Consider the following 20,980-nt stretch of genomic DNA (forward strand, 5'->3'; position numbering starts at 1 on the left):
ACTGATCCCATCAAGATAGGATAATCGGGTTAAATGACAATGAGGCAATCAGGCCTTTTTCGTCGTGTTCCGGCGCGGTGCCGCGGAAATGCGCCAGATCGTCCCTTCGAGCCCGCGCACGGCGTCGATCAGCAGCGCGCCGACCATCGCGCGGCGACCCTCGTGCATCGCGGCGATCACGCCTTCGAGCGAAGCGCCGCGCAGGACGAGCTGGGGCGCGTTGGCGCGCAGGCGCTGCGCGACGATGCGACGGAAGATTTCGGGCGGATAACTTTCGTCGCGGATCACCGCGATATCCGACGCGTCGGGCCATGAGGCGATGAGCCGTTCGACCGCCCAGTCGAGCGCTTCGTCAGCCTCGGCGAGCCAGGCCGCCGACCGCGCCGAGGCCACGGGATCGAGCGCGGTCTGCGATTGCAGCGCATGGCGCAGCCGCGCGCGATCGAAGCGATCGTCGCTGTTCGACGGATCGTCGACGAAGGGCAGGTCGTTTTCGAGCGCGACCTGCACGAGTTCGCGCCGCCGCCAGTCGAGCAGCGGACGCAGGATCAGGCCGTTTTTCGCGCGGATCGCGGCGAGGCCGCCGACGCCGCTCGACCGGTTGAGGCGCATTACGATCGTTTCGAGCTGGTCGTCGGCGTGATGCGCGGTGACGATATGGTCGAGCGCGTTCGCCTCGCGCCATTGTTCGAGCAGGCGGTAGCGTTCGGCGCGCGCCGCCGCCTGTTGCGATCCGGTGATCGGCGTCGGCGGGCGCAGCGTTGAGTGCGGGATATGCTCGCGCTCGCAAAAACCCGCGACCATCCGCGCTTCGTCGTCCGACCCCTTGCGCAGGCCGTGATCGACCGTTGCCGCCCAGACCTGTCCGGGAAGCAGGCTGGTCATCAACCAGAGCAGCGCCATGCTGTCGGGTCCGCCCGACACCGCCACGCCATAGTGGAGCCGGTGCCAGTCGGGGCCCAGAAGCGCCGCGACATCGCCGGCGAGCCGGCCGGCGATGTCGCGATCAGCAGCCTGCTTTTGCTTTTGCGGCGGCAGCATCGGTGCGGACATCCTGTGGCGCCTTGTCACCATAGACTTCGTCGAGTTCGCGGAACGCCTTGCAGGCGTCGGCCTTGCGGCCGAGCTTGTCGAGCGCGACACCCATATACATCAGGCTGTGCGGCGCACGCGGACCGCTCGGGCGATCCTTGTAATTATTGTAGAAGGCGACCGCGGCGAGGCTCGGCTTGCCCTCGTCGAGATAGGCACGGCCGAGCAGGTTCTGCGCAAAGCTCGCCTGGCTGGTCTTCGGCCATTTGGCGACGACGCTCTTCAGCTGCGCCTGCGCCTCGGGATAAAGTTTCGCACCCCACAGGCGAAAACCATAGTCATAGGCATCCTGCGTTTCGTTGCCGGTCGACGGCACTTCGACCTTTTTGACGAGCGCGAGCCGCGCGGCATCGGCAGCGCCGGGCTTCGCCGCCGGCTTTTCAGCCGGTTTTTTCGCCGGCGCCGCTGCCGCGGTCGATACGGTCGTGAGCGGCCTTACGGTGGGTGCGAGGCCCGCGGGCGTTGCGGCCGGATCGACTTCCGCCGGATCGGCGAAGCGCTTATCCATTTCGGCCTTGTAGGCGGTGAACGCCTTTTCGAGCTCACGCAGCTGGAACGCGTTCTGCTCGGTTTGGCCGGTCAGCGTCTGCAACTGGGCCTCGAGCGCGTCGACGCGTGCGGTCAGGTCGATCACCGGGGCGTTGGCGCGCGAGCGTTCGCCGGGCGTATTGTCGGGCGCGATCTCGCCTTCGAAAAAGGTCGGGCTGCCGCCGGGGAAGACCGAACGCTGGACCGCCCGCATCTCCTTTTCAAGCCGTTCGACCCGTTTGCCGATATTCGTGTCCTGCGCGGCCGCCGGCATCGCCGCGGCGAGCGCGATCGTTGCGGCTCCGAGGAAAGTGATCTGACGCGTCATCATCATCTGCCGTTAGGTCCCCACTGATTAACCAATTTGGCCGTCCATAACGCGGCAATCGGCGCCAGCGCAAACCCATTTCGGTGCGCTGCCGCTCGAACCGGCCCGAATGACCGGGTTTCGGTCCCGATTGTCCCTGTTGGTCAGCCCTTGGGGCGCGGTCCCGCGGGGATTGCTGCGCCGCCTTCGGTGCGCGCGACAAGGTCCGCGGGTTTCAGCGAAACGCCCTTCACGAGCGTGTCGGCCGGCCCGATGGATCCGATATCGCGGCCGCCGACGGTGACCCGCAGCGCCTGAGGGATGCTGGTCCGCAGCGTGAACTGCTCGATATAGGCGGGCGGAACCTGATACACTTCGCCCGCATCGAGCGTGCGCCAGTTCTCGGTTTTGCCAGTGGCATCGTCGAAGCCGATCCAGACTTCCGAAAGGCCGGTCAGCACGACCGGCGCGTTCGCCGCGACGGCGGCGGCGCCCGCTTTGGCTTCAGGCGCCGCGGCGGTGTCGGCTTGTGGCGCTTCGGATTCATCCGCGGCACGGTTTTGCGCGGCGATCAATGCCTCGTCGGGTTCGACCGAAAGGAAACGCCAGACGCCATAGGCCGACGCGAGGAGCAGCGTGACGATAACCAGGGTCCAGGTCAGCCGCGCGGTGGGCAGGCGCGCGGGATCGGTCGGCTCATAGGCTTCGTAAAGCGGCCGCGAGCCATATTCGTCGTCTTCGAGTTCCTGACGCACCGCGGCACCGATTTCGGCCTCGGGCAGGTCGACAGCGCGGGCATAGGCGCGCGCGAAACCGGTGACATAGGTCCGGCCCGGAAGTTCCGAAAAATCGGACTTTTCGATCGCGGCGAGATGACGCTGGGTAATGCGCGTGCGCGTCGCCACGTCGGCGAGCGACAGACCAGCCGCTTCCCGCGCCAGCCGAAGCCGATCGCCGGTGCGCGTGATCGCCAACTCGCCCTGTTCGGGGGCGACGTCCTCATCCGTCATTGCTGTCTCCGTGCCGGCCGTTTGACCCAGGTTCGACCGTGTCACTCGTTCATCGCACTGACGGCGCGCGAAAGTCAAATGAAGTTCGGTAAATGGACGGTTTGAAAAGAAGCGGGATTTGGGTTTGCTGGTCGGGGGTGGATTCGAGTGTGTGGCGGCTTGAGGGAGGGGGACTTTGAGGTGAGCGATCAGGCGTTTATTTGGCTTCGTTATTCCGGACTTGATCCGGGAGCCCTTATGACGGCGCGACTCTGGATCCCGGATCAAGTCCGGGATGACGATGAAAAGAGAGGCCGCAACCGCCGGTTGGCCGTTGCACCCTAAAGCACATATTTGCTGAGATCGGTGTCGCCCACGACATCGGCGAGTTGCTTGTCGACATAGGCGGCGTCGATGTCGAGCGTGGTGCCGCCCTTGTCTTCGGCGGTGAAGCTGATTTCCTCGACCAGCCGTTCCATGATCGTCTGGAGGCGGCGCGCGCCGATATTCTCTACCTTTTCATTCACTTCGGCCGCGAGTTTCGCGACGCGCGCGATGGCTTCGCCGGTGAAGTTCAGCGTCACGCCTTCGGTGCCGAGCAATGCTGCATATTGTTCGGGAAGTCCGGCCTTCGTCTCACTGAGAATACGGACAAAATCCTCTTCGGAGAGCGCGCCGAGCTCGACGCGAATGGGGAGGCGGCCCTGAAGTTCGGGAAGGAGATCGCTCGGCTTCGCGACGTGGAAAGCACCCGACGCGATGAAGAGGATATGGTCGGTCTTCATCGGGCCATATTTGGTCGCGACCGTCGTGCCCTCGATCAGCGGCAACAGGTCGCGCTGGACGCCCTCGCGGCTCACCGAGCCGCCGCGCACGTCGCTGACCGCGATCTTGTCGATTTCGTCGAGGAAGACGATGCCGTTCGCCTCGGCATCGGCGAGCGCGACGCGCGCGACATCATCCTGGTCGAGCCGCTTGTCCTGCTCTTCCTCGATCAGCCGCGTCGCGGCCTCGATGACTTTCAGCTTGCGGCGCTTCTTGGGCGGGCCGCCCATCGCCTTGCCGAGCATGTCCGAAAGGTTGATCATGCTCATCTGCCCCGGCTGACCGGGCAGCTCGAAGTTCATGCTCGGGGTGTCGGCAACCTCGATCTCGACCTCGCTCTCGTCGAGGTGACCCTCACGGATGCGCTGGCGGAAACTCTGGCGCGTCGCCTCGCTGGCGCCCTTGCCGGTGAGTGCGTCGAGCAGCCGCTCCATCGCGGCCTCCTCGGCGGCGGCGCGCACGGCTTCGCGGCGGCGATCCTTCTCGAGCCGCACCGCTTCCTCGACAAGGTCGCGCGCGATCTGTTCGACGTCGCGGCCGACATAGCCGACCTCAGTGAACTTGGTCGCCTCCACCTTGATGAAAGGCGCGTCGGCGAGCTTGGCGAGGCGGCGCGAAATCTCCGTCTTGCCGCAGCCGGTGGGGCCGATCATCAGGATATTCTTCGGGCTGACCTCGTCGCGCAGGTCGGGCGAAAGCTGCTGGCGGCGCCAGCGGTTGCGGAGCGCGACCGCGACCGCGCGCTTCGCCGCGGTCTGGCCGATGATATGCGTGTCGAGCGCGGCGACGATCGCCTTCGGGGTCAGGTCTTTATTCATTTTGTGGAGAGTTCCAGAAAGAAATTCATGTGACCGCTAGATGGGAAGGGGGCGGTTCAAGTCAAGCGGGGCAGCGGAATCCGGAGAAAAGCCGCTGATGCGCGGCGACGATGCGCGCGATGCGCTCGGGCTGGGGCTCGGCCTCCCAGATATTGCGTTCGTAGCTGCCGCCGATGACGATCCCGTCGGGGCGCGGGAACATATATCCGGCATCGCCGGTAAAGGCGTATTGGATTTCGGGCTGGGGGATCAGCACGGCGAGCTGGCCGCGGATCGGGATCAATTCGGTGTCACCGAACAGGTCGCGCGCGCCGAGCCCGGTGCAGTTGAAGACGAGCGTTTCTGGCAGCGACGCGATTTCGACGGGCGAAGCGAAGCCGCGCACAGCGATGCGACCGCCCGCACCCTCGATATCGCGCATCATCTGGCGGAGGTAGCGGCCCGTTTCGACGTAGATCGTGTCATATTGCCAGAGCCGCTCGATCGGGAAGGGATGCTCGTCCCGGCGAAGCGCGCGCATTGCGGGCGGGAAGGTCGGAAGCTTGGGTTCCTCGGGCGTGCCTTCGGAATAGGTCGTGAGCCAGCGTACGCCATAATCGTCGCCGACCATGATCTGGAAACGCCGCCAGCTGTAATCGAGCGCCGCAGTGAATTGCCGCCGCCATTCGGGGGTGACGGCATCGGCCTTGAACAGGCCGAAGGGGTGGAATTGCCCGCCTGCGATGTTCGAGGTGGTGTGGGGGGGCAACGCCTTGGCATAAACGGTGACCGGGAAGCCCGCTTCCTGAAGCAGCCGCGCGGTGGACAGGCCGACGATGCCGGCGCCGATCACCGCGACTGGGCCGCTGTGGCCGGGCGCGCCCATCTCGACCGCGAGCTTCGCGGTGCCCCAGCTCATCGTGATGCCCGACCCGCCGTGGCCGTAGTTGTGGACGAGGCGCTTGGTGCCGAGCGTGTCGGCGCGCACGACGAAGCCGCCCGGGCGATAGGGGCGGAGGCCCGCGACGGTGCGGATGACGCGGTCGGGTGACGCCTTCACCGGCATCAAGCAGGTAGAAGGGGTTCGCGCGGTCGTGGTCGCGCAGCCGGGGAGGGCGAGCGCGGCGGAGGCGGCGACGAAATGGCGTCGGGGGAGCGTTTGAATCACCCCGCGACCATAGAGGGTCAGCCCTTGATGTCGATGGTCTCGGCCGTGAACTGGTCGTTGGTGTAGACGCAGATGTCGGCGGCGACCTCCATCGCCTTCTTCGTCAGCACCGCGGGATCCTTTTCATAATCGGCGAGCGCGCGCGCCGCCGAGAGCGCGAAATTGCCCCCGGACCCGATCGCCGCAATGCCGCCCAGCGGTTCGAGCACATCGCCGTTGCCCGTGATGACAAGCGTGACGTCCTTGTCGGCGACGATCATCATCGCTTCGAGGTTACGCAGATATTTGTCGGTGCGCCAGTCCTTGGCGAGTTCGACCGCGGCGCGCAGGAGCTGGCCGTTGTGGCGCTCGAGCTTGGCCTCGAGCCGTTCGAAGAGGGTGAAGGCGTCGGCGGTCGCGCCAGCGAAACCGCCGATGACGCTGCCGTCGTGGAGGCGCCGCACCTTGCGGGCGTTGGGCTTCATTACGGTCTGGCCCATCGACACCTGGCCGTCGCCGATAATGACGACCTTGTCTTCGCTGCGGGCGGAAAGGATGGTGGTTCCGTGCCAGGGCGCGGCACTTTGCGCATGAGGATTGGTCATGCGGCGGGATATGGGCGATGGGCGCCGGGGCCGCAAGGGGAGGGCTGGCTGGTGGTCATGCGGGCCAGGTCAGGAGCGCGCGGGCCCCATCGTCGATCTCGATCTCCGAGGGGTCTGTGAGCAGCACGGCTTCGCCAAGCGCGACGCGTTCGCCGGCGACACGGCAGCCCGCCGCCAGCGGTACGAAGGTCAGCTCGCCCTGTGCCTGTGCGAGCAGGGCGGAATCAACCGGCGCGGCGAGATGCGCGAGAAAGAAGTGCGGGCCGCTGACGAGCATGCGGTTCGCATGCGGATCGACAACTGTGTCGCGCGGGTCGTGGACCGGGCCGGGCCTTGCGACCTTCAGCCCTTCGTCGAGGTGCAGTTCGCGCGGGCGGCCATAGTCGTAGAGGCGATAGGTGCAGTCGACATTCTGCTGCACCTCGACGACGGTCAGTCCGCCGCCGATGGCGTGGATCGTGCCGGCGCGGTTATAGACGAAATCGTCGGTCTGCGACTGGCGCCAGTCGACCATATCGACAATGCCGCCGTCGAGCGCGGCGTCGTGGAGTTCCTCGCGGCTGATCTCGCGGTTCAGGCCGACCCCGAGTTCGGCGCCCGGCTTCGCATCGAGGATCAGCCAGCATTCCTCCTTGCCGCGCGGATAGCCGGCGGCACGCGCGGCTTCGTCGTCGGGATGGACCTGAATCGAGAGCCGCTCCGAGGTGAAGAGGAACTTGACCATGATCGGCGCGTCGTCGCCGTCGGGATGGGCGAACCAGATTTCGCCGATGCGACGCCCGCTGAAATCGCCGAAATCGGTCGGAATGTCGGTGCGGCCCCATGGCTTTTCGACGACGGATGTTTGCAGTCGAACGAACATGTCCCTGCCTTGTGACGTCGCCGCACCGGGGTCAAGAGAAGCGCCAGGTGCGACTCTCTTGGCTACATAGCCACACCATTGCCAGCAGCAGCGCACGAGCAATGCAACGCTTCGACTTGCCCGGCGTATATTGCCACGTTCCTTATGGGGGGGTAAGGGCGAGCTTTCGCTGGAAAGCCCAGTTTTTCCGCATCGATGTTGATTAAATTTAGGTAGATCGGTCCCACTTGTCATGTTTTGGAAGCGCAAAAGCCGGCCAGCCCAACCGGCGCTCGGCGGCTTTTCCATCCCCGAAGGCCAGCGCGTTTACGCAATCGGCGACATTCACGGCCGCGACGATCTGTTCGGTCAGATCGTAGATCATATTCGCACGGACAATGCCGCTCGGGACCCTGCCGATGTGACCCTCATATTGCTGGGCGATCTGGTTGATCGCGGCCCTCAGTCAGCCGAAGTCGTCGATCGCGCCATGCGGCTCGGCGACGAATTTCCCGATACGCGCCTGATCATCGGGAATCACGAAGAATGCTTTCTCGCCGCGCTGACCGGTGACGTCCGGCGGCTGCGCTATTTCATGCGGATCGGTGGGGAAGCGACGGTCCGTAGCTATTGGAAGGATGATTCAGGTTTCGCCGAAGCATCTTTCGAGGAGGTGGCGGAGCGCCTGCCGAAACTCGTTCCGCCGGACCATGTCCACTTCCTGGGGCAGGGAGAGGATGTCATCGAGATTGGCGATTATGCTTTCGTGCATGCGGGAATTCGCCCAGGCGTCCCTCTCGAAAAACAGTCGCTGTCCGACCTCAGGTGGATCCGCGACGATTTCCTCGACGATCTGGGCGATCACGGCAAAATGATAGTTCATGGGCACAGTATCACGTTGCAGCCCGACGAACAGGCGAATCGCATCGGCATCGACGTGGGGGCCTTTCGTAGCGGTACGCTCGCGGCGCTCGGCCTGCAGGGCCGGAAACGATGGTTTCTTTTCGCGCGCGGGGAACAGATGGAAAATGCCGCCTGAACGGCGGTGGCCGATGCCGTTTCGCATCCCGGCCGCTGAAGAGGGCTTCGACCGCGTTCCGTTCCCGATTGATCTTTCGGCCCGGGCCACGTAGCCCGTCGCAATGCTAGACAATATCGTGACATTCTATTGCCGAAGCTTGCCGCGATTTCGGGGCAAGCAGCGTGGGCTGAAGGCGATGAGATCCCTGCCGTGCGAGTTCGGGCGGTCCTATTACGGACCGCGGATGGCATGGAACCCCACCGATTCGACCTATAGAGCCTGCATGGTGGGTGCCTACGGGTGCTTCATCAGCGACGTTATCGCATCGCAGGACCAGCCGTTCACCTTCCTCGATATCGGCTCGAATCAGGGCTTGTACGCGCTCTGCGCGTCCGCAAATCCGAATTGCGAGCGCGTTTTCGCCTTTGAGCCGAATCCTGCGACTTTCGCCTATCTCGCGCGGAATATCGAGGCCAACGGGCGTCGCGACCTGGTCACGGCTTTCAACGCCGCGATCGCGGAAACGCCGTCGGTCGAACTCTCCGTTCCCGACCAGCATTCCGGCGCCGCGAGCATGTTCGGGACAGGCACCCGCATCACCGTCCCCTCGGTTTCTTCCGACGATATGGCCCGGGCCTTCGATTCGAGCCGCGGATCGCGCATCATCGCCAAGATAGACGTCGAAGGCGCCGAGACGATCGTACTCGGTGTGCTCAAGAATCTCGGATTCCTTCAGAAAATCGACGTGATCATCATCGAGATCAGTTCGAACATCCGCGGAGAGCACCATGGATCGGAGATCGTCGCCTTCCTGAACAAGGAAGGATGGAGCGAGCGGCAACGGTCGGATGGCTCCACGATTTTCGACGCCGTTTTCGAGCGCAGCTGAGCGCCACCGCTAAATCGGGATCGGCAAAAGCTTGTGGTCGGGCGTCCTGCCCGGTTCGCCATAGTTTCAGCCCCGTCGCTTGCCTCCTATCGACGGAAAGTTTAAGCGCTCCGCTCTTTCACAACCTCGCACCGGGCCATATGCAAGAAATACGAAATCCTAGGGCTAGCAAACCCAGAGCGCACCGATCGAGGCAGAGCGGGCAGAATCTGGCGACGCCGGGTTTGATCGTCATCCTGTTTGTCGTGCTGGTTTTCCTGCTTGGCGGCGGATCGCGCAGCGATATTGCTTCCCTGCCATTGCTGCGCGCCGCATCGGTGATGTTCATGTGTTGGGCGATTGCGGGGATGGAAAGCGCCGATTGGCGGCGAGTTCGCGTGCCGCTGGCGTTGCTTCTGGCATTGACCGTTTGGATCGCGTTGCAACTCGTGCCGCTGCCGCCGGATATCTGGCATGGCCTGCCCGGTCGCGAGACGATCGTTGCGATCGACAGGTTGCTTGGACAAGCCGATTTGTGGCGGCCGATCAGCCTGACGCCGTCGGATACCTGGAACAGCCTGCTCGGGATGACCGTGCCGCTTGCCGCGGCTTGCCTGATCGCGCGACTGGATGCCGAAGACTATCCCAGGCTGCTGGCGGCATTCGTCGCAATTGCAGCCGTGAGTGCCATGCTCGGATTCATGCAGGTACTGCTGGGGACGGGGAATGCGGCCTATCTTTATCGCATCACCAATTCCAACGCGATGGTCGGCCTGTTCGCGAACCGCAATCACCATGCCGTCATGCAGGCTTGTGCGGTGCTCATAGCCGCGGCGTTGCTGCGGGACGAACTCATGCGCAAGCGGCAACGGCGGTCGGCCCAGCTCCTCCTCGCGCTGGCCGCCTTATTGTCCACGGCGATGACCGTCATGATCGGATCGCGCGCAGGACTGGTGGCCGGCTTCGTCGCCTTTGTCCTGGGTTATGCGATGGTCGTGCCGGCCTGGCGCACGCGTCCCGTCGGACGACACGGCGATCCGCGACGCATATCCGTTTCGCGCATGGCGCTCGTCTGGGCCTGGGCGCCGCCGGTCCTGCTCGGCGTGCTTTCGGTGACGATCATCAGCCTCGCCGACCGCAGCACGTCGATCAGTCGCCTCGCCGAGCAGAGCGTCGCCGAGGATTTGCGCGTTCTGGCGTGGCCGGCCGTGCAGCAAATGATGGGCCTTTTCTGGACGACCGGCAGCGGTTTCGGCTCCTTTCCCGACGCATACAAGATGTTCGAACCCGATTCGCTCCTTTTGCCGAGCTATTTCAACCACGCGCACAATGATTTGGCGGAAATGGTGATTACGGGCGGTTTGCCCTTCGTCCTCATCGCACTGGTTGCGGCGGCCTGGATCGCCCGCCGGGCCGTCGCGCACGGGCTCCGCAATCTGGTGAAGGGGCATCGCGGCGATAATCGTCTGGCATTGCTGGGCGTAATTCTGCTGCTGGTTGCCGCAAGCGCTGTTGACTATCCGTTGCGGGTGCCGTCGCTGCAAATATTGGGCATTATGGCCGTCCTGTTGCTTTGTTGCCCACGGACCGCGCGTTCTCGGGATTAGGCTTGCAGGCAATTCGACAGCCTCTATAGCCTTTGCCCAGCCCACATCTTGGACCTGATATATTTCCTATGAATCATCGCTACCTTTCCGTTGCACTCATCGCAGCCGCCTTAACCGGATGCGCAAAGGACCCGGCGCCCGTCGGCAGCCGGGCAGGAACGCCCATCACGGTGCTGCCATCGCTGCCGATGCCGGAAGCCAGCGACGTGGTCCGTTCGACCCGCTCGTCCTTTATCGGGCCATTCACCGAACTCCGCGTCGAGGTGTTTGGCGTCGAGGAAATGCAGCGTGATATCATGACCGATGGGGACGGAAATTTCTCCTTCCCCTTGGCAGGCATGATCGCTGCCGCAGGCAAGACGCCCGACGTCGTAGCCGGCGAAATTCGCGAAAAGCTGATGCATCGTTATGTTCGCGACCCGCAGGTTTCGGTCAACTTCAAATCGACGAGCAACCCGCTGGCGCTGCAATCGATGTCGGTGACCGTCGACGGGCAGGTCAACAAGTCCGGTTCCTATCCGGTCGTCGGCCGTATGACGCTGATGCGCGCCGTCGCACTCGCCGGTGGGTTGAACGAGTTTGCGAAGCTCGAAGATGTCGTGGTGTTCCGCAACATCGGCAACAAGCAATTTGTCGGCATCTACAATCTCGAGGGTATACGCCGCGGCAATTATGCCGATCCGGAGATATTCCCGAACGATGTCGTGATTGTCGGCGATTCGCCCCAGCGCCGCGAGTATAAGGAAATATTGCGCGCCGCGCCGGCATTCCTGTCGCCGTTGGTCCTTCTGGCCAGAGAATTTTAAGGCGGGGATGGATCGCAGGATGAACGAAATGGTTAACAGCAATGGGGTTCCGTTGGCCGCCGATCCGTCGCCTTATGGCTATGGCGACGGCGGGGAGGCCGCGGGCGCGTCGGGCTTGCCGGCGCTTGAACAGATATTCACAGCGATCATCAATCACCGGAATTGGGTAATTGGTTCGATCGCTGGCGCCCTGCTGCTGGGGCTGGTGTTTACTTTCCTGGCGACGCCACAATATACGTCGACATCAAGGATCGAGATCCTTCCCGATGCCCCCGTCGCCACTTCGGTCGAAGGTCAGCGCGATCGTGCCCTGATCAACGAGCTCGCATTCTATAACACCCAATATTCACTTCTTCGCTCGCGATCGCTCGCCGAGCGCGTGCTGCGGGCGGGCAATCTGACCGCCGACAAGGACTTTATTGCAGCTTTCAAGCTGGAAAGTCCGGATCCGAACATGACGAGCGCCGATCGCCGTGAGCAGGCGGCCAGCGTGATCGACCTTCTGCTGGACAGGGTCAGCGTTTCGCCGGTTCGGACGTCGAGCCTTGTCGATATCAGCTTTTCGACACCGTCGCCGCAGTTGTCGGCCAAACTGGCGGATCTTTGGGTGAGCCAGTTCGTGGATTCGACCATCGATCGCCGATTTGCGGCCACGTCGGACGCGCGCGAATATCTGGAAGCGCGTCTCACGACCTTGCGCCAGAATCTGGAAACTTCGGAACGGGCGTTGATCAGCTATGCGACCGACAAGGGGATCGTCACGCTGTCTTCCGAAACCGATACGGAGGGCCGGACGCGGACTCAGACGCTGGTCGGGACAAATATCGCCGCGGTCAGCGACGCGCTGTCAAAGGCGAGGGAAGCCCGGATTATTGCGGAATCCGAGCTTGCAAACACTATGACCGGGAGCGCGCAAGTCAATGCGCCGACGATCAGCAGCTTGCGCGAAAAGCGCGCGTCAGTCGAAGCCGAACTCGCCCAGATGCGAACGCGCTTCGAAGAAGATTATCCGGCGGTCGTCGCCCTGAAGGCACAACTTGCCAATCTGGACCAGAGCATCAAGACCGAAACCGGCCGGTCATCGCAGGGCAACCGCGAAGCCTATAATGCCGCCGTCAAGCGCGAGCGCCAATTGCAGTCGCAGCTCGATGAACTGACGGGGCTTTATAACGTGCAGCAGCGCGAATCCATCCAGATGACCATCCTGCAGCGAGAGGTCGATTCCAATCGCCAGCTCTACGAAGGCCTGCTTCAACGCTACAAGGAAATCGGCGTCGCCGGCGTGGGGACCAACAATATTTCGATCGTCGATCGCGCGAAGGCGGCGGACCGGCCGTCGAGCCCCAATCTGATCCTGAACCTGGCGATCGCGCTGATCTTGGGCTTGGCACTCGCCGCGGGGCTGGTGTTCCTGATCGAGAAGCTCGATAGCTCGGTCCGCAATCCGCAGGATGTGACGAGCCAGTTCGGCCTGCCGTTGCTGGGCGCGATTCCCGAGATTCACGACCAGGCGGTCGCCGATGCGGTCATCGACAAGAAGTCGGCGATCTACGAGGCCTATTTCTCGTTGATGACGAATTTGAGCTTCCTGACGGCGCACGGCGCGCCGCGGTCGATCATGGTGACATCGTCGCGGCCGCAGGAAGGAAAGAGCAATTCTTCGCTCTGCCTCGCGACGGTTCTGGCTGGGAATGGGAAGTCCGTGGTCCTGGTCGATGCCGACGTGCGGAATCCGTCGATCAATCGTTATCTGGACATTCCGAACAAGCGCGGCCTGAGCCACTATCTTGCGGGCGATGACGCACTTGCCGACATGATCGCGCCCTTGCCCAAATTCGGGTTCGACGTGGTTACCGCCGGCGCTACGCCGCCCAACGCCGCGGAACTCTTGGGCAGCGACCGGTTCGCGCTTCTGATCGAAACGCTGATGACGCGTTACGATCATATCATTGTGGACTCGGCTCCGTTGCTCGGTCTCGCCGATGCGCCGCTGATCGCGCGCCGCGTAGAGGGTGTTCTGTTTACGATCGAGGCGAATTCGACCAAGAGCCGCGTCATCTCGACGGCGCTCAACCGTCTTCGCATGTCCGGCGCAAAGCTGTTCGGAGCCATCGTGACAAAGGTCGGCGCCAAGAACCAGGTTTACGGTTATGGCTACGGCTATGGTTATGGCTACAGCTACGGCGGCGAACAGAATAAGGATTGATGCGCTACGCGCATCGCCGGGATAGAGGTTGAGAGTGAATTTTCGTCGTTTCTCGATATGGTCGGCAGGCGCGGTCCTGGCAATTTTCGTTGCGTATGCGAGTTACGTCATCGTCAACCAGGTGCGGGCACCGTCGGCGCGGAGCCCGTCCTTTCCGTGGCACACCGCGACGTCCGAGGCGAATTTCGCATATGCGGGCTTTGCCGCCAGGAGGGCCAGGGATCCCCAGGCATCGGTTGGCGCCCGTGAACTTCGCCTCGCGCAACAAGCGTATCGCGTCGAACCACTGTCGTCAGCAGCGCTCGGGCTGATCATCGTTTCGAAAGAAGACAAAAGTCCCGTCGGAACCAGACGAAAATTGCTTGGTCTGGCCGGGAAACTCAGCCGGCGCAGCTCGCTCATAACCTCGGCCTCGATTGAGGCGGCAGCGCTTGAAGACGACCAGAATCTCTTCTTCAACTGGTTGTCGCGCGCGGTACTCACCGATTCCAGGCTGCGGGCATCCTATGTCGGGGCGATGGCGGAGGCGACAGCCCGAAATGGCGCGGTGGAAGCACTGTTGCCCGTGCTCGGATCCAAGCCGTCATGGGCGAAATATTACTGGGCAGCTGTCGCGTCGCGGGCGCCGAGCCTTGCCAATGCGGCGACGTTGCGGGTCGCGGTTTCGCGACCTCCGTGGAACCAGGCGGAAATCATGGACACCGATTATGCGCTCGCGTGGCGCCTCGTCGGGGCCGGGCAGTTCGACAATGCGCGCCAGCTGGCGCGGATGTTCGAAAAGAGTGCCCCGAATATTTCGTCGACCAACAATCTGTTGGTGAACGGAAATTTTGCGCGCCAGCCACTGCTTCCACCGCTGGACTGGGCGCTGGCGACGTCGGGCCATCTGGGATCCTCGATCGATGCGAAGGGCAAGCGGCTGACCATTTCGGCAATTGCGGGCGCTTTCGGCAATGCCGCGCGGCAACTGATCGATCTGGAGCCGGGAAATTATCGCGTCGCATGGACGATCGAGGCAAATGAGGCCATTGGCGATGACTCGCTGTCGGTCAACCTGGCCTGCGCGGAAAAGGGGGTGCCCAATATCGCCATACCGCAGATGAATCTCGCGATGGGGACGCATCACCAGGACATCGTGGTGCCGACGGGCGATTGCCGTTGGTACTGGTTCTCGATCGACGCCCATGTCCCGGACGATTCGGCCGGTTTCGACGCGTTCCTGAGCAAGCTTTCGCTCACCCGCCTCCGCTGACGGAGAAGGGCGCTCGATCACGCCGCCCCGCAGGCATCTCGACACGCGCTTCGCTCGTATCGTCGCAGCCATCGTACAACTTCTTGTTCGGGGGGCTCCATCGTATATGGGGTCACCCGAATGGAGAAACCTTACTTACTGTGAAGCCTTTTCTGTCATAGCGCGTATATGTCGAGCCGCTTGGAGGCCGATCCAGGTTTGCGCGAACCTGTTTGGACCGAGGTGATAATGCTGCAGCGGATGATTATGGGCAAAATAATTCCCTTACTCGTGCGCTTGGGCGAGATGCGGCGGTCGGTCCGCCAGTTTATGGTCGCGCTGGTCGATGCGATCTTGTGCGTTCTTGCCGTTTGGGTAGCCTTTTCGCTGCGCCTCGGCGAATTCTACCCGATCGATTCATCCGCCCTGCTCGTTATGGGAGCGTCGCTCGCGCTTTGGTTCCTCGTGGCGCTGTGGTTCGGCGTCTATCGCTCGATCATCCGCTTTTCCGGTGGGCGGACGATGGCAGGCCTTGGCACCGCGGTTGCCGTCTATACCCTCCCCATGGCGGTCCTGTTCCTGGCCAATAGCTTTTCGGGCATTCCGCGTACGGTCGCGTTGATCCAGCCCATCGTTTTCCTCGCGCTGCTCGCGGTCAACCGCCTCGCTATCCGTTTCGTTCTGATCGACATGATCAGCGGCTATTGGTCCGATGGGGCGCACCGCGTCGTGGCGATCTATGGTGCCGGTAACGCGGGGCAACAGCTCGCGCTTTCCTTGCGGCATGAACCCTTGCTGCGTCTGGCGGCCTTCATCGACGACGACGCACGGCTCGCCGGGCAAAAGCTCGACGGCATCGCAGTCCATCATTCGACCGCGCTCGACCTGTTGCTGAATGACGGTTTGATCGACGAAGTCTTGCTTGCCCTTCCCAGCGCGACGCGATCGCGGCGCAAGGAAATCATCAAGGCGCTGCAGAATTTTCCGGTGACGGTCCGATCCTTGCCGAGCATGGGCAATGTGATCGAAGGCAAGGTATCGTTTAACGACTTGCGGGATGTTTCGATCGACGACCTGCTCGGCCGCGATCCGGTGAGGCCCAACGAACTGCTTCTCGGCCGGACAATCGCAGGCAAACGCGTCATGGTGACAGGGGCGGGGGGGTCGATCGGAAGCGAGCTTTGCCGTCAGATCCTGCGATCGCATCCCGCGCAATTGATCCTGCTCGAACGATCCGAATATGCGCTTTACGATATCGACATAGAATTGCGCGCGCTGGCAGCGGCGCTCGACCCGTCGATCCGGATCATTCCGGTGCTGGGCGATGTCGCCGATCCCAATGCCACGCGGCGGATATTTTCGCAGTGGCGGCCCGAAACCGTGTTTCATGCCGCAGCCTATAAACATGTGCCGCTGGTCGAAGTGAATCCCGTGGCGGGGATGCGCAACAATATTTTCGGAACGCTCAACGCTTGTCGGGCCGCCGAAGAAGGCGGAGTGAAGAATTTCGTGCTGATCAGCACGGACAAGGCGGTTCGCCCGACGAATGTGATGGGTGCGTCCAAGCGCGTTTGCGAACTCGTGCTTCAGGCGCGGGCGTCGCTCCACGGGACCCAGCGGGGCCGCACCGTCTTTACGATGGTGCGTTTTGGTAATGTCCTGGGTTCGAGCGGTTCGGTTGTCCCGCGGTTCCAGCAGCAGATACGCGAAGGGGGACCGGTCACGCTCACCCACTGCGATGTTACGCGCTATTTCATGACAATACCCGAGGCCGCGCAACTCGTCATTCAAGCCGGCGCGATGGCGAAGGGCGGGGAGGTTTTCGTGCTGGATATGGGTGAGCCCGTTCGGATCATCGATCTGGCGCGCAGCATGATCCATCTTTCAGGCATGACAATCCGCGACGAGGCCAATCCCGACGGGGATATCGAAATTCGGGAGGTCGGGTTGCGGCCGGGAGAGAAGCTTTATGAAGAGCTGCTGATCGGCGACAACCCCGAACCTACGGGCCACGAGCGCATTATGAAAGCCAATGAAGCAATGATGCCATGGGAGGTATTGGACGCCCAACTCGACAAAATGGATGAAAGCCTGGGCGCGGGCGATGCCGCGAGCGCTCTTTCGCTACTGCGCGAGTTGGTGCCCGATTTTCGCCCCCTCGACGACTTCGCGGTGCCGGCGTCAAAAACGGCGAGTTGAGTCAGCGAACCCGATTCCGATCATGCTTGACTTCAATAACGCCGAGGATAACGCAACGCGTCCGGACCGGATGCCATCTTCGTTTGCTGTCGAGGCGTGGAGGCCCCCGGCTCTTCGAACTTGATTTTCGCCCGCTCAGGCCGGAAGCAGATTGCCCCTACGTCATTCTCCGCGCCCCATCGATTTCACCCTATTTGAAGGAAGGGAGTTTCCGCCCCCATGCCCAGCGGCATTAAGGTTTTAACTGTCTTTGGCACGAGACCGGAAGCGATCAAGATGGCGCCGGTCGTCCGGGCGCTCGCCAAGGCCGAGGATATCGACGCGCGCGTGTGCGTGACCGCCCAGCATCGGCAGATGCTCGACCAGGTTCTCGAATTGTTCGAGATCGTCCCCGATTATGATCTGGACCTGATGAAACCAGGGCAGGATCTGACCGACGTGACGGCTAATGTGCTTGGCGGGCTGCGACCGGTGCTAGCCGAAACCCAGCCCGATCTCGTGCTGGTTCACGGCGATACCTCGACCACCTTGGCGGCGTCGCTTGCGGCCTATTATCAGCGCATTCCGGTCGGCCATGTCGAGGCGGGGCTGCGGACCGGGAATATCCTGTCGCCATGGCCCGAGGAAGTTAACCGGAAGGTTGCCGGAACGATCGCCAGGCTGCATTTCGCTCCGACGGATCGATCGGCAGCCAATCTCGTTGCGGAAAACGTGCCCGGCGACCATGTCCATGTTACCGGCAATACCGTCATCGACGCCCTGCAGGAGGTGGTCGCGCGGATCGAGTCCGATGCCGAGTTGAATGCCGATTTGTCAGGGCGCTTCAATCTTGACCCCGAACGGCGGCTGATCCTCGTCACGGGACACCGGCGAGAAAGCTTCGGGGGTGGCTTCGAACGGATTTGCGCCGCTCTCGCCCAGCTCGCTCAGCGGGACGATGTCGAAATCATTTATCCGGTCCATCTGAATCCGAATGTGAAAGAGCCCGTCGAGCGGTTGCTTTCCGGCCTCTCTAATGTTCGGCTGATCGAGCCGCAGGACTATCTTCCTTTCGTATATCTGATGAATCGCGCGTCGCTGATCTTGACGGACTCCGGCGGGATTCAGGAAGAGGCGCCCTCGCTCGGCAAGCCGGTTCTCGTGATGCGCGACACAACCGAGCGTCCGGAGGCGATCGATGCGGGCACCGTGCGGCTGGTCGGCACCGATACCGCACTGATCGTCGACTGGGTATCCCGCCTCCTCGACGATCAGAAGGCATATGAGGAAATGAGTTTTGCTCACAACCCCTATGGCGACGGACATGCGGCGCAGCGCATTCTGGCGACAATCAGGGAATGGGCGGCAGAGACGACAGAGGCGAAGACGAATAAATGACCTATCAGTTCAATGTGATTTCCGTCATCGGCCTGGGTTATATCGGCCTGCCGACAGCCGCGATGTTCGCATCGCACAAGTTGAAGGTCATCGGCGTCGATGTGAACCCGGCCGCGGTTGAGACAATCAACAGCGGAGCCATCCATATCGTGGAACCCGATCTCGACACGGTCGTCCATGCCGCCGTCGAAGGTGGCTATCTTTCGGCGACGTTGAAGCCCGAGGCGGCAGACGCATTCCTTATCGCCGTCCCGACGCCGTTCAAGGGCGACGATCACGAGCCCGACCTCAGCTATATCGAGGCGGCGTCGCGGGCGATCGCCCCGGTTCTGCGGCCCGGCAATCTGGTTGTCCTCGAATCGACCTCGCCCGTGGGGGCAACCGAGCAAATGGCCGCCTGGCTGGCGGACGCAAGGCCGGACCTCAGCTTTCCGCAACAGGCCGGCGAAGCGTCCGATATCCGCGTCGCCCATTGCCCCGAGCGGGTCCTGCCCGGCAAGGTCATGCAGGAACTGGTCCTGAACGACAGAATTATCGGCGGCATGACGGCACAACCTGTTCGGCGATGGCGTCCGATCTTTACCGGATTTTCGTCGAAGGCGAGTGCGTGATCACCAATGCGCGGACCGCCGAAATGGCCAAGTTGACCGAAAACAGCTTTCGCGATGTGAACATCGCTTTCGCCAACGAACTGTCGATAATCTGCGACAAGCTTGCCATCGATGTCTGGGAATTGATCGCGCTTGCCAATCGGCATCCGCGCGTCAGCATCCTGCAGCCCGGCCCAGGTGTGGGCGGGCATTGCATCGCCGTGGACCCCTGGTTCATCGTATCCAAAGCTCCCGACGAGGCGCGACTGATCCGCACGGCGCGCGAAGTCAACGACGGCAAACCCGGTTGGGTTCTCGCCAAGGTCGAGGCGGCGATCGACCAGTGGCTTGCGGAGCACCCCGGCAAATCCATAAGCGATGCGACGATCGCCTGTTACGGCCTGGCATTCAAACCCGACATCGACGACCTGCGCGAAAGCCCGGCGCTTGCCATTGTGAAGCAATTGGCGAAGGCGCATCCGGGCCGAGTGTTGGCGGTAGAGCCAAATATCCGCAGTTTGCCGACCGGAACGGACGGCATCATCCTGTGCGCCGATTCCGAGGCGCGAGCGCAGGGCGACATCCATATTTTGTTGGTCGATCACTCGGAATTTCGTTCGCAAGAACGGCCGGAAGGTGTAGCGATCGATACGAGAAACGCTTGGAAAGCTGCCTGACGCCGGGTCGGGAGGACAGGATAGCCGGACGGCTGAGAAAGTATTTTTGGTGATTGCTCGTAAAGTCAGTGGCGTCGAATTGTCGATTTGGACGGCTGCGTTTGCCGTCCTGGTTTCCCTCTGTGTGTCATACTACCCCATAGAAGATACCGAGCTGAAGCTTAACATACTTATCGTCCTTTCGATTACGCTATCTTATACCGTATTCGTTAATATAACCGATGTACTATATAATAAGAGATTTCTTTTTCTTATTCTTATGTCAGTTATATTTCTTATATCTGTATATTTTCATCAGATTTATAATCCGCCTTTGACGGAATATGCTGAAACAAAGCTCAGGAATCTGGTTTTTTCTTTGCTGTTCTTTTTGCTGATTGTGCCTTCTGTTTTCGTGAAGGGCGATCGCGACAAATTTCTTTTGTATGCCGTTCTGATTTTTTCGCTGATGTTCTGCGTCTTCAGTTTCTTTGATTCGTCGACAAAAGAAAATATTCGCTACAGCGCCATCGACCTGAGCCCTACCATGATGGCAAAGATCACGATCATACCTTGCATCTTCGTTCTGACATTCTTGCGGAAGGGCTTTTTTTCGAAAGCCATTCTTTTTGCTATGTTCGCTTTGGCGTCGTGGGCGACAATCCGCACCGGAAGTCGCGGCCCAATCCTGTGCCTGATCGTCGCCTATGTCTATTTTCTCTACCTGAAGAATGGCCTCAAGGGATTCGGCAAGTTCGCGATCTATGCACCTTTCATGCTGTTGACCTTCTTCGTCGCGCTATATTTCATGCCCGAGGAAATCGCCGACCGGTTTTTGCCCGATAATCTGTCGATCGAATCGAACTCGGATTCGGGTGATCGCGTATTTCTCTGGGAAATCGCGCTTAACGGCATTCGCTATTCCTGGTCGGGATATGGCCTCGGTAATTTCTCCGCCATCACCTTCCTGGCGGCGCCGCATAACGTCCTGTTGGAGATGGCTTATGAGGTCGGTGTCGCCATCGCGCTTCTCTACGCTGTTATCATCTTCAGCCCGTTCATCGGATTGTCCAAAGCGGTCGCCCGTAATTCGCAGTACACCGATTTCTTCGTCCTCCTGTATCTGACCAACCTGATATTGGCCTTGATCAGCGGGGAGGTGACGCTGACGTCGGCGTTGCTCTATATCTCCACCGGCTATCTCTGGGGCCTCGGCCGCGGGGTGTCGCCGCGACCAGCACGAAGGGAATTACCCGCCCGATATCATCATGCCGGGATCTGAATTTGC

16 protein-coding genes and 1 pseudogene are annotated in these 20,980 nt (G+C 61.7%); 10 read left to right on the top strand and 7 right to left on the bottom strand.

Going from position 1 to position 20,980, the window contains the following annotated elements:
* Nucleotides 1-48 precede the first annotated feature (48 nt).
* From tilS to VSX79_RS07415, 7 genes are all read right to left on the bottom strand, one after another.
* Nucleotides 49-1,053, bottom strand: a complete 1,005-nt coding sequence (tilS, locus tag VSX79_RS07385) for a tRNA lysidine(34) synthetase TilS (RefSeq protein ID WP_326915035.1) — start codon at nt 1,051-1,053, stop codon at nt 49-51.
* Nucleotides 1,007-1,951 (bottom strand): tetratricopeptide repeat protein, encoded by a 945-nt coding sequence (locus VSX79_RS07390; RefSeq protein ID WP_179497438.1) that lies wholly within the window; start codon nt 1,949-1,951, stop codon nt 1,007-1,009. The genes tilS and VSX79_RS07390 overlap by 47 nt, the downstream gene beginning before the upstream one ends.
* Before the next feature lie 140 nt (nt 1,952-2,091).
* Nucleotides 2,092-2,937, bottom strand: a complete 846-nt coding sequence (locus tag VSX79_RS07395; RefSeq protein ID WP_179496751.1) for a helix-turn-helix domain-containing protein — start codon at nt 2,935-2,937, stop codon at nt 2,092-2,094.
* Between the two features lie 320 nt (nt 2,938-3,257).
* The gene (hslU, locus tag VSX79_RS07400; RefSeq protein WP_326915037.1) at nt 3,258-4,559 is read right to left on the bottom strand and encodes an ATP-dependent protease ATPase subunit HslU; all 1,302 of its coding nucleotides are present in this window, start codon (nt 4,557-4,559) and stop codon (nt 3,258-3,260) included.
* Nucleotides 4,560-4,620: 61 nt separating this feature from the next.
* Entirely contained in the window at nt 4,621-5,604 is a 984-nt protein-coding gene (locus tag VSX79_RS07405) for an FAD-dependent oxidoreductase (RefSeq protein ID WP_326915038.1), read from the bottom strand.
* Between the two features lie 119 nt (nt 5,605-5,723).
* Nucleotides 5,724-6,290: an ATP-dependent protease subunit HslV gene (hslV, locus tag VSX79_RS07410; protein WP_326915039.1), complete on the bottom strand. Its 567-nt coding sequence runs from the start codon at nt 6,288-6,290 to the stop codon at nt 5,724-5,726.
* Nucleotides 6,291-6,345: 55 nt separating this feature from the next.
* Nucleotides 6,346-7,152: a class I mannose-6-phosphate isomerase gene (locus tag VSX79_RS07415; RefSeq protein WP_326915040.1), complete on the bottom strand. Its 807-nt coding sequence runs from the start codon at nt 7,150-7,152 to the stop codon at nt 6,346-6,348.
* 232 nt (nt 7,153-7,384) lie between these two features.
* Between VSX79_RS07415 and VSX79_RS07420 the strand changes: the two genes are divergently transcribed.
* The 10 genes and pseudogenes from VSX79_RS07420 to VSX79_RS07470 all read left to right on the top strand — a co-directional run bounded on the left by VSX79_RS07420 (nt 7,385) and on the right by VSX79_RS07470 (nt 20,974).
* Complete coding sequence (locus VSX79_RS07420) at nt 7,385-8,170, top strand: metallophosphoesterase family protein (RefSeq protein WP_179496743.1); 786 nt, start codon at nt 7,385-7,387, stop codon at nt 8,168-8,170.
* 265 nt (nt 8,171-8,435) lie between these two features.
* Nucleotides 8,436-9,041 carry an FkbM family methyltransferase gene (locus tag VSX79_RS07425; protein ID WP_179496741.1) on the top strand — a complete coding sequence of 202 codons (606 nt, stop codon included), beginning with the start codon at nt 8,436-8,438 and terminating at the stop codon, nt 9,039-9,041.
* A gap of 224 nt (nt 9,042-9,265) precedes the next feature.
* Nucleotides 9,266-10,627, top strand: coding sequence for an O-antigen ligase family protein (locus VSX79_RS07430; RefSeq protein WP_326915041.1), 1,362 nt, complete (start codon nt 9,266-9,268; stop codon nt 10,625-10,627).
* 32 nt (nt 10,628-10,659) lie between these two features.
* Complete coding sequence (locus VSX79_RS07435; RefSeq protein ID WP_326915042.1) at nt 10,660-11,433, top strand: polysaccharide biosynthesis/export family protein; 774 nt, start codon at nt 10,660-10,662, stop codon at nt 11,431-11,433.
* A gap of 19 nt (nt 11,434-11,452) precedes the next feature.
* Nucleotides 11,453-13,639 (top strand): GumC family protein, encoded by a 2,187-nt coding sequence (locus VSX79_RS07440; RefSeq protein ID WP_326915043.1) that lies wholly within the window; start codon nt 11,453-11,455, stop codon nt 13,637-13,639.
* A 34-nt stretch (nt 13,640-13,673) separates the two neighbouring features.
* Nucleotides 13,674-14,891, top strand: a complete 1,218-nt coding sequence (locus VSX79_RS07445) for a hypothetical protein (protein ID WP_326915044.1) — start codon at nt 13,674-13,676, stop codon at nt 14,889-14,891.
* A gap of 246 nt (nt 14,892-15,137) precedes the next feature.
* Nucleotides 15,138-17,069 carry a polysaccharide biosynthesis protein gene (locus VSX79_RS07450; protein ID WP_326915045.1) on the top strand — a complete coding sequence of 644 codons (1,932 nt, stop codon included), beginning with the start codon at nt 15,138-15,140 and terminating at the stop codon, nt 17,067-17,069.
* A 219-nt stretch (nt 17,070-17,288) separates the two neighbouring features.
* Nucleotides 17,289-18,446, top strand: a complete 1,158-nt coding sequence (wecB, locus tag VSX79_RS07455) for a non-hydrolyzing UDP-N-acetylglucosamine 2-epimerase (RefSeq protein WP_179496729.1) — start codon at nt 17,289-17,291, stop codon at nt 18,444-18,446.
* Nucleotides 18,443-19,713, top strand: a pseudogene (gene wecC, locus VSX79_RS18595) (UDP-N-acetyl-D-mannosamine dehydrogenase). The gene wecB and the pseudogene wecC overlap by 4 nt, the downstream one beginning before the upstream one ends.
* Nucleotides 19,714-20,026: 313 nt before the next feature.
* Nucleotides 20,027-20,974 carry an O-antigen ligase family protein gene (locus VSX79_RS07470; protein WP_326915048.1) on the top strand — a complete coding sequence of 316 codons (948 nt, stop codon included), beginning with the start codon at nt 20,027-20,029 and terminating at the stop codon, nt 20,972-20,974.
* Nucleotides 20,975-20,980: the final 6 nt, after the last annotated feature.

This window comes from Sphingopyxis chilensis, assembly GCF_035930445.1.
Lineage (GTDB): Bacteria > Pseudomonadota > Alphaproteobacteria > Sphingomonadales > Sphingomonadaceae > Sphingopyxis > Sphingopyxis chilensis.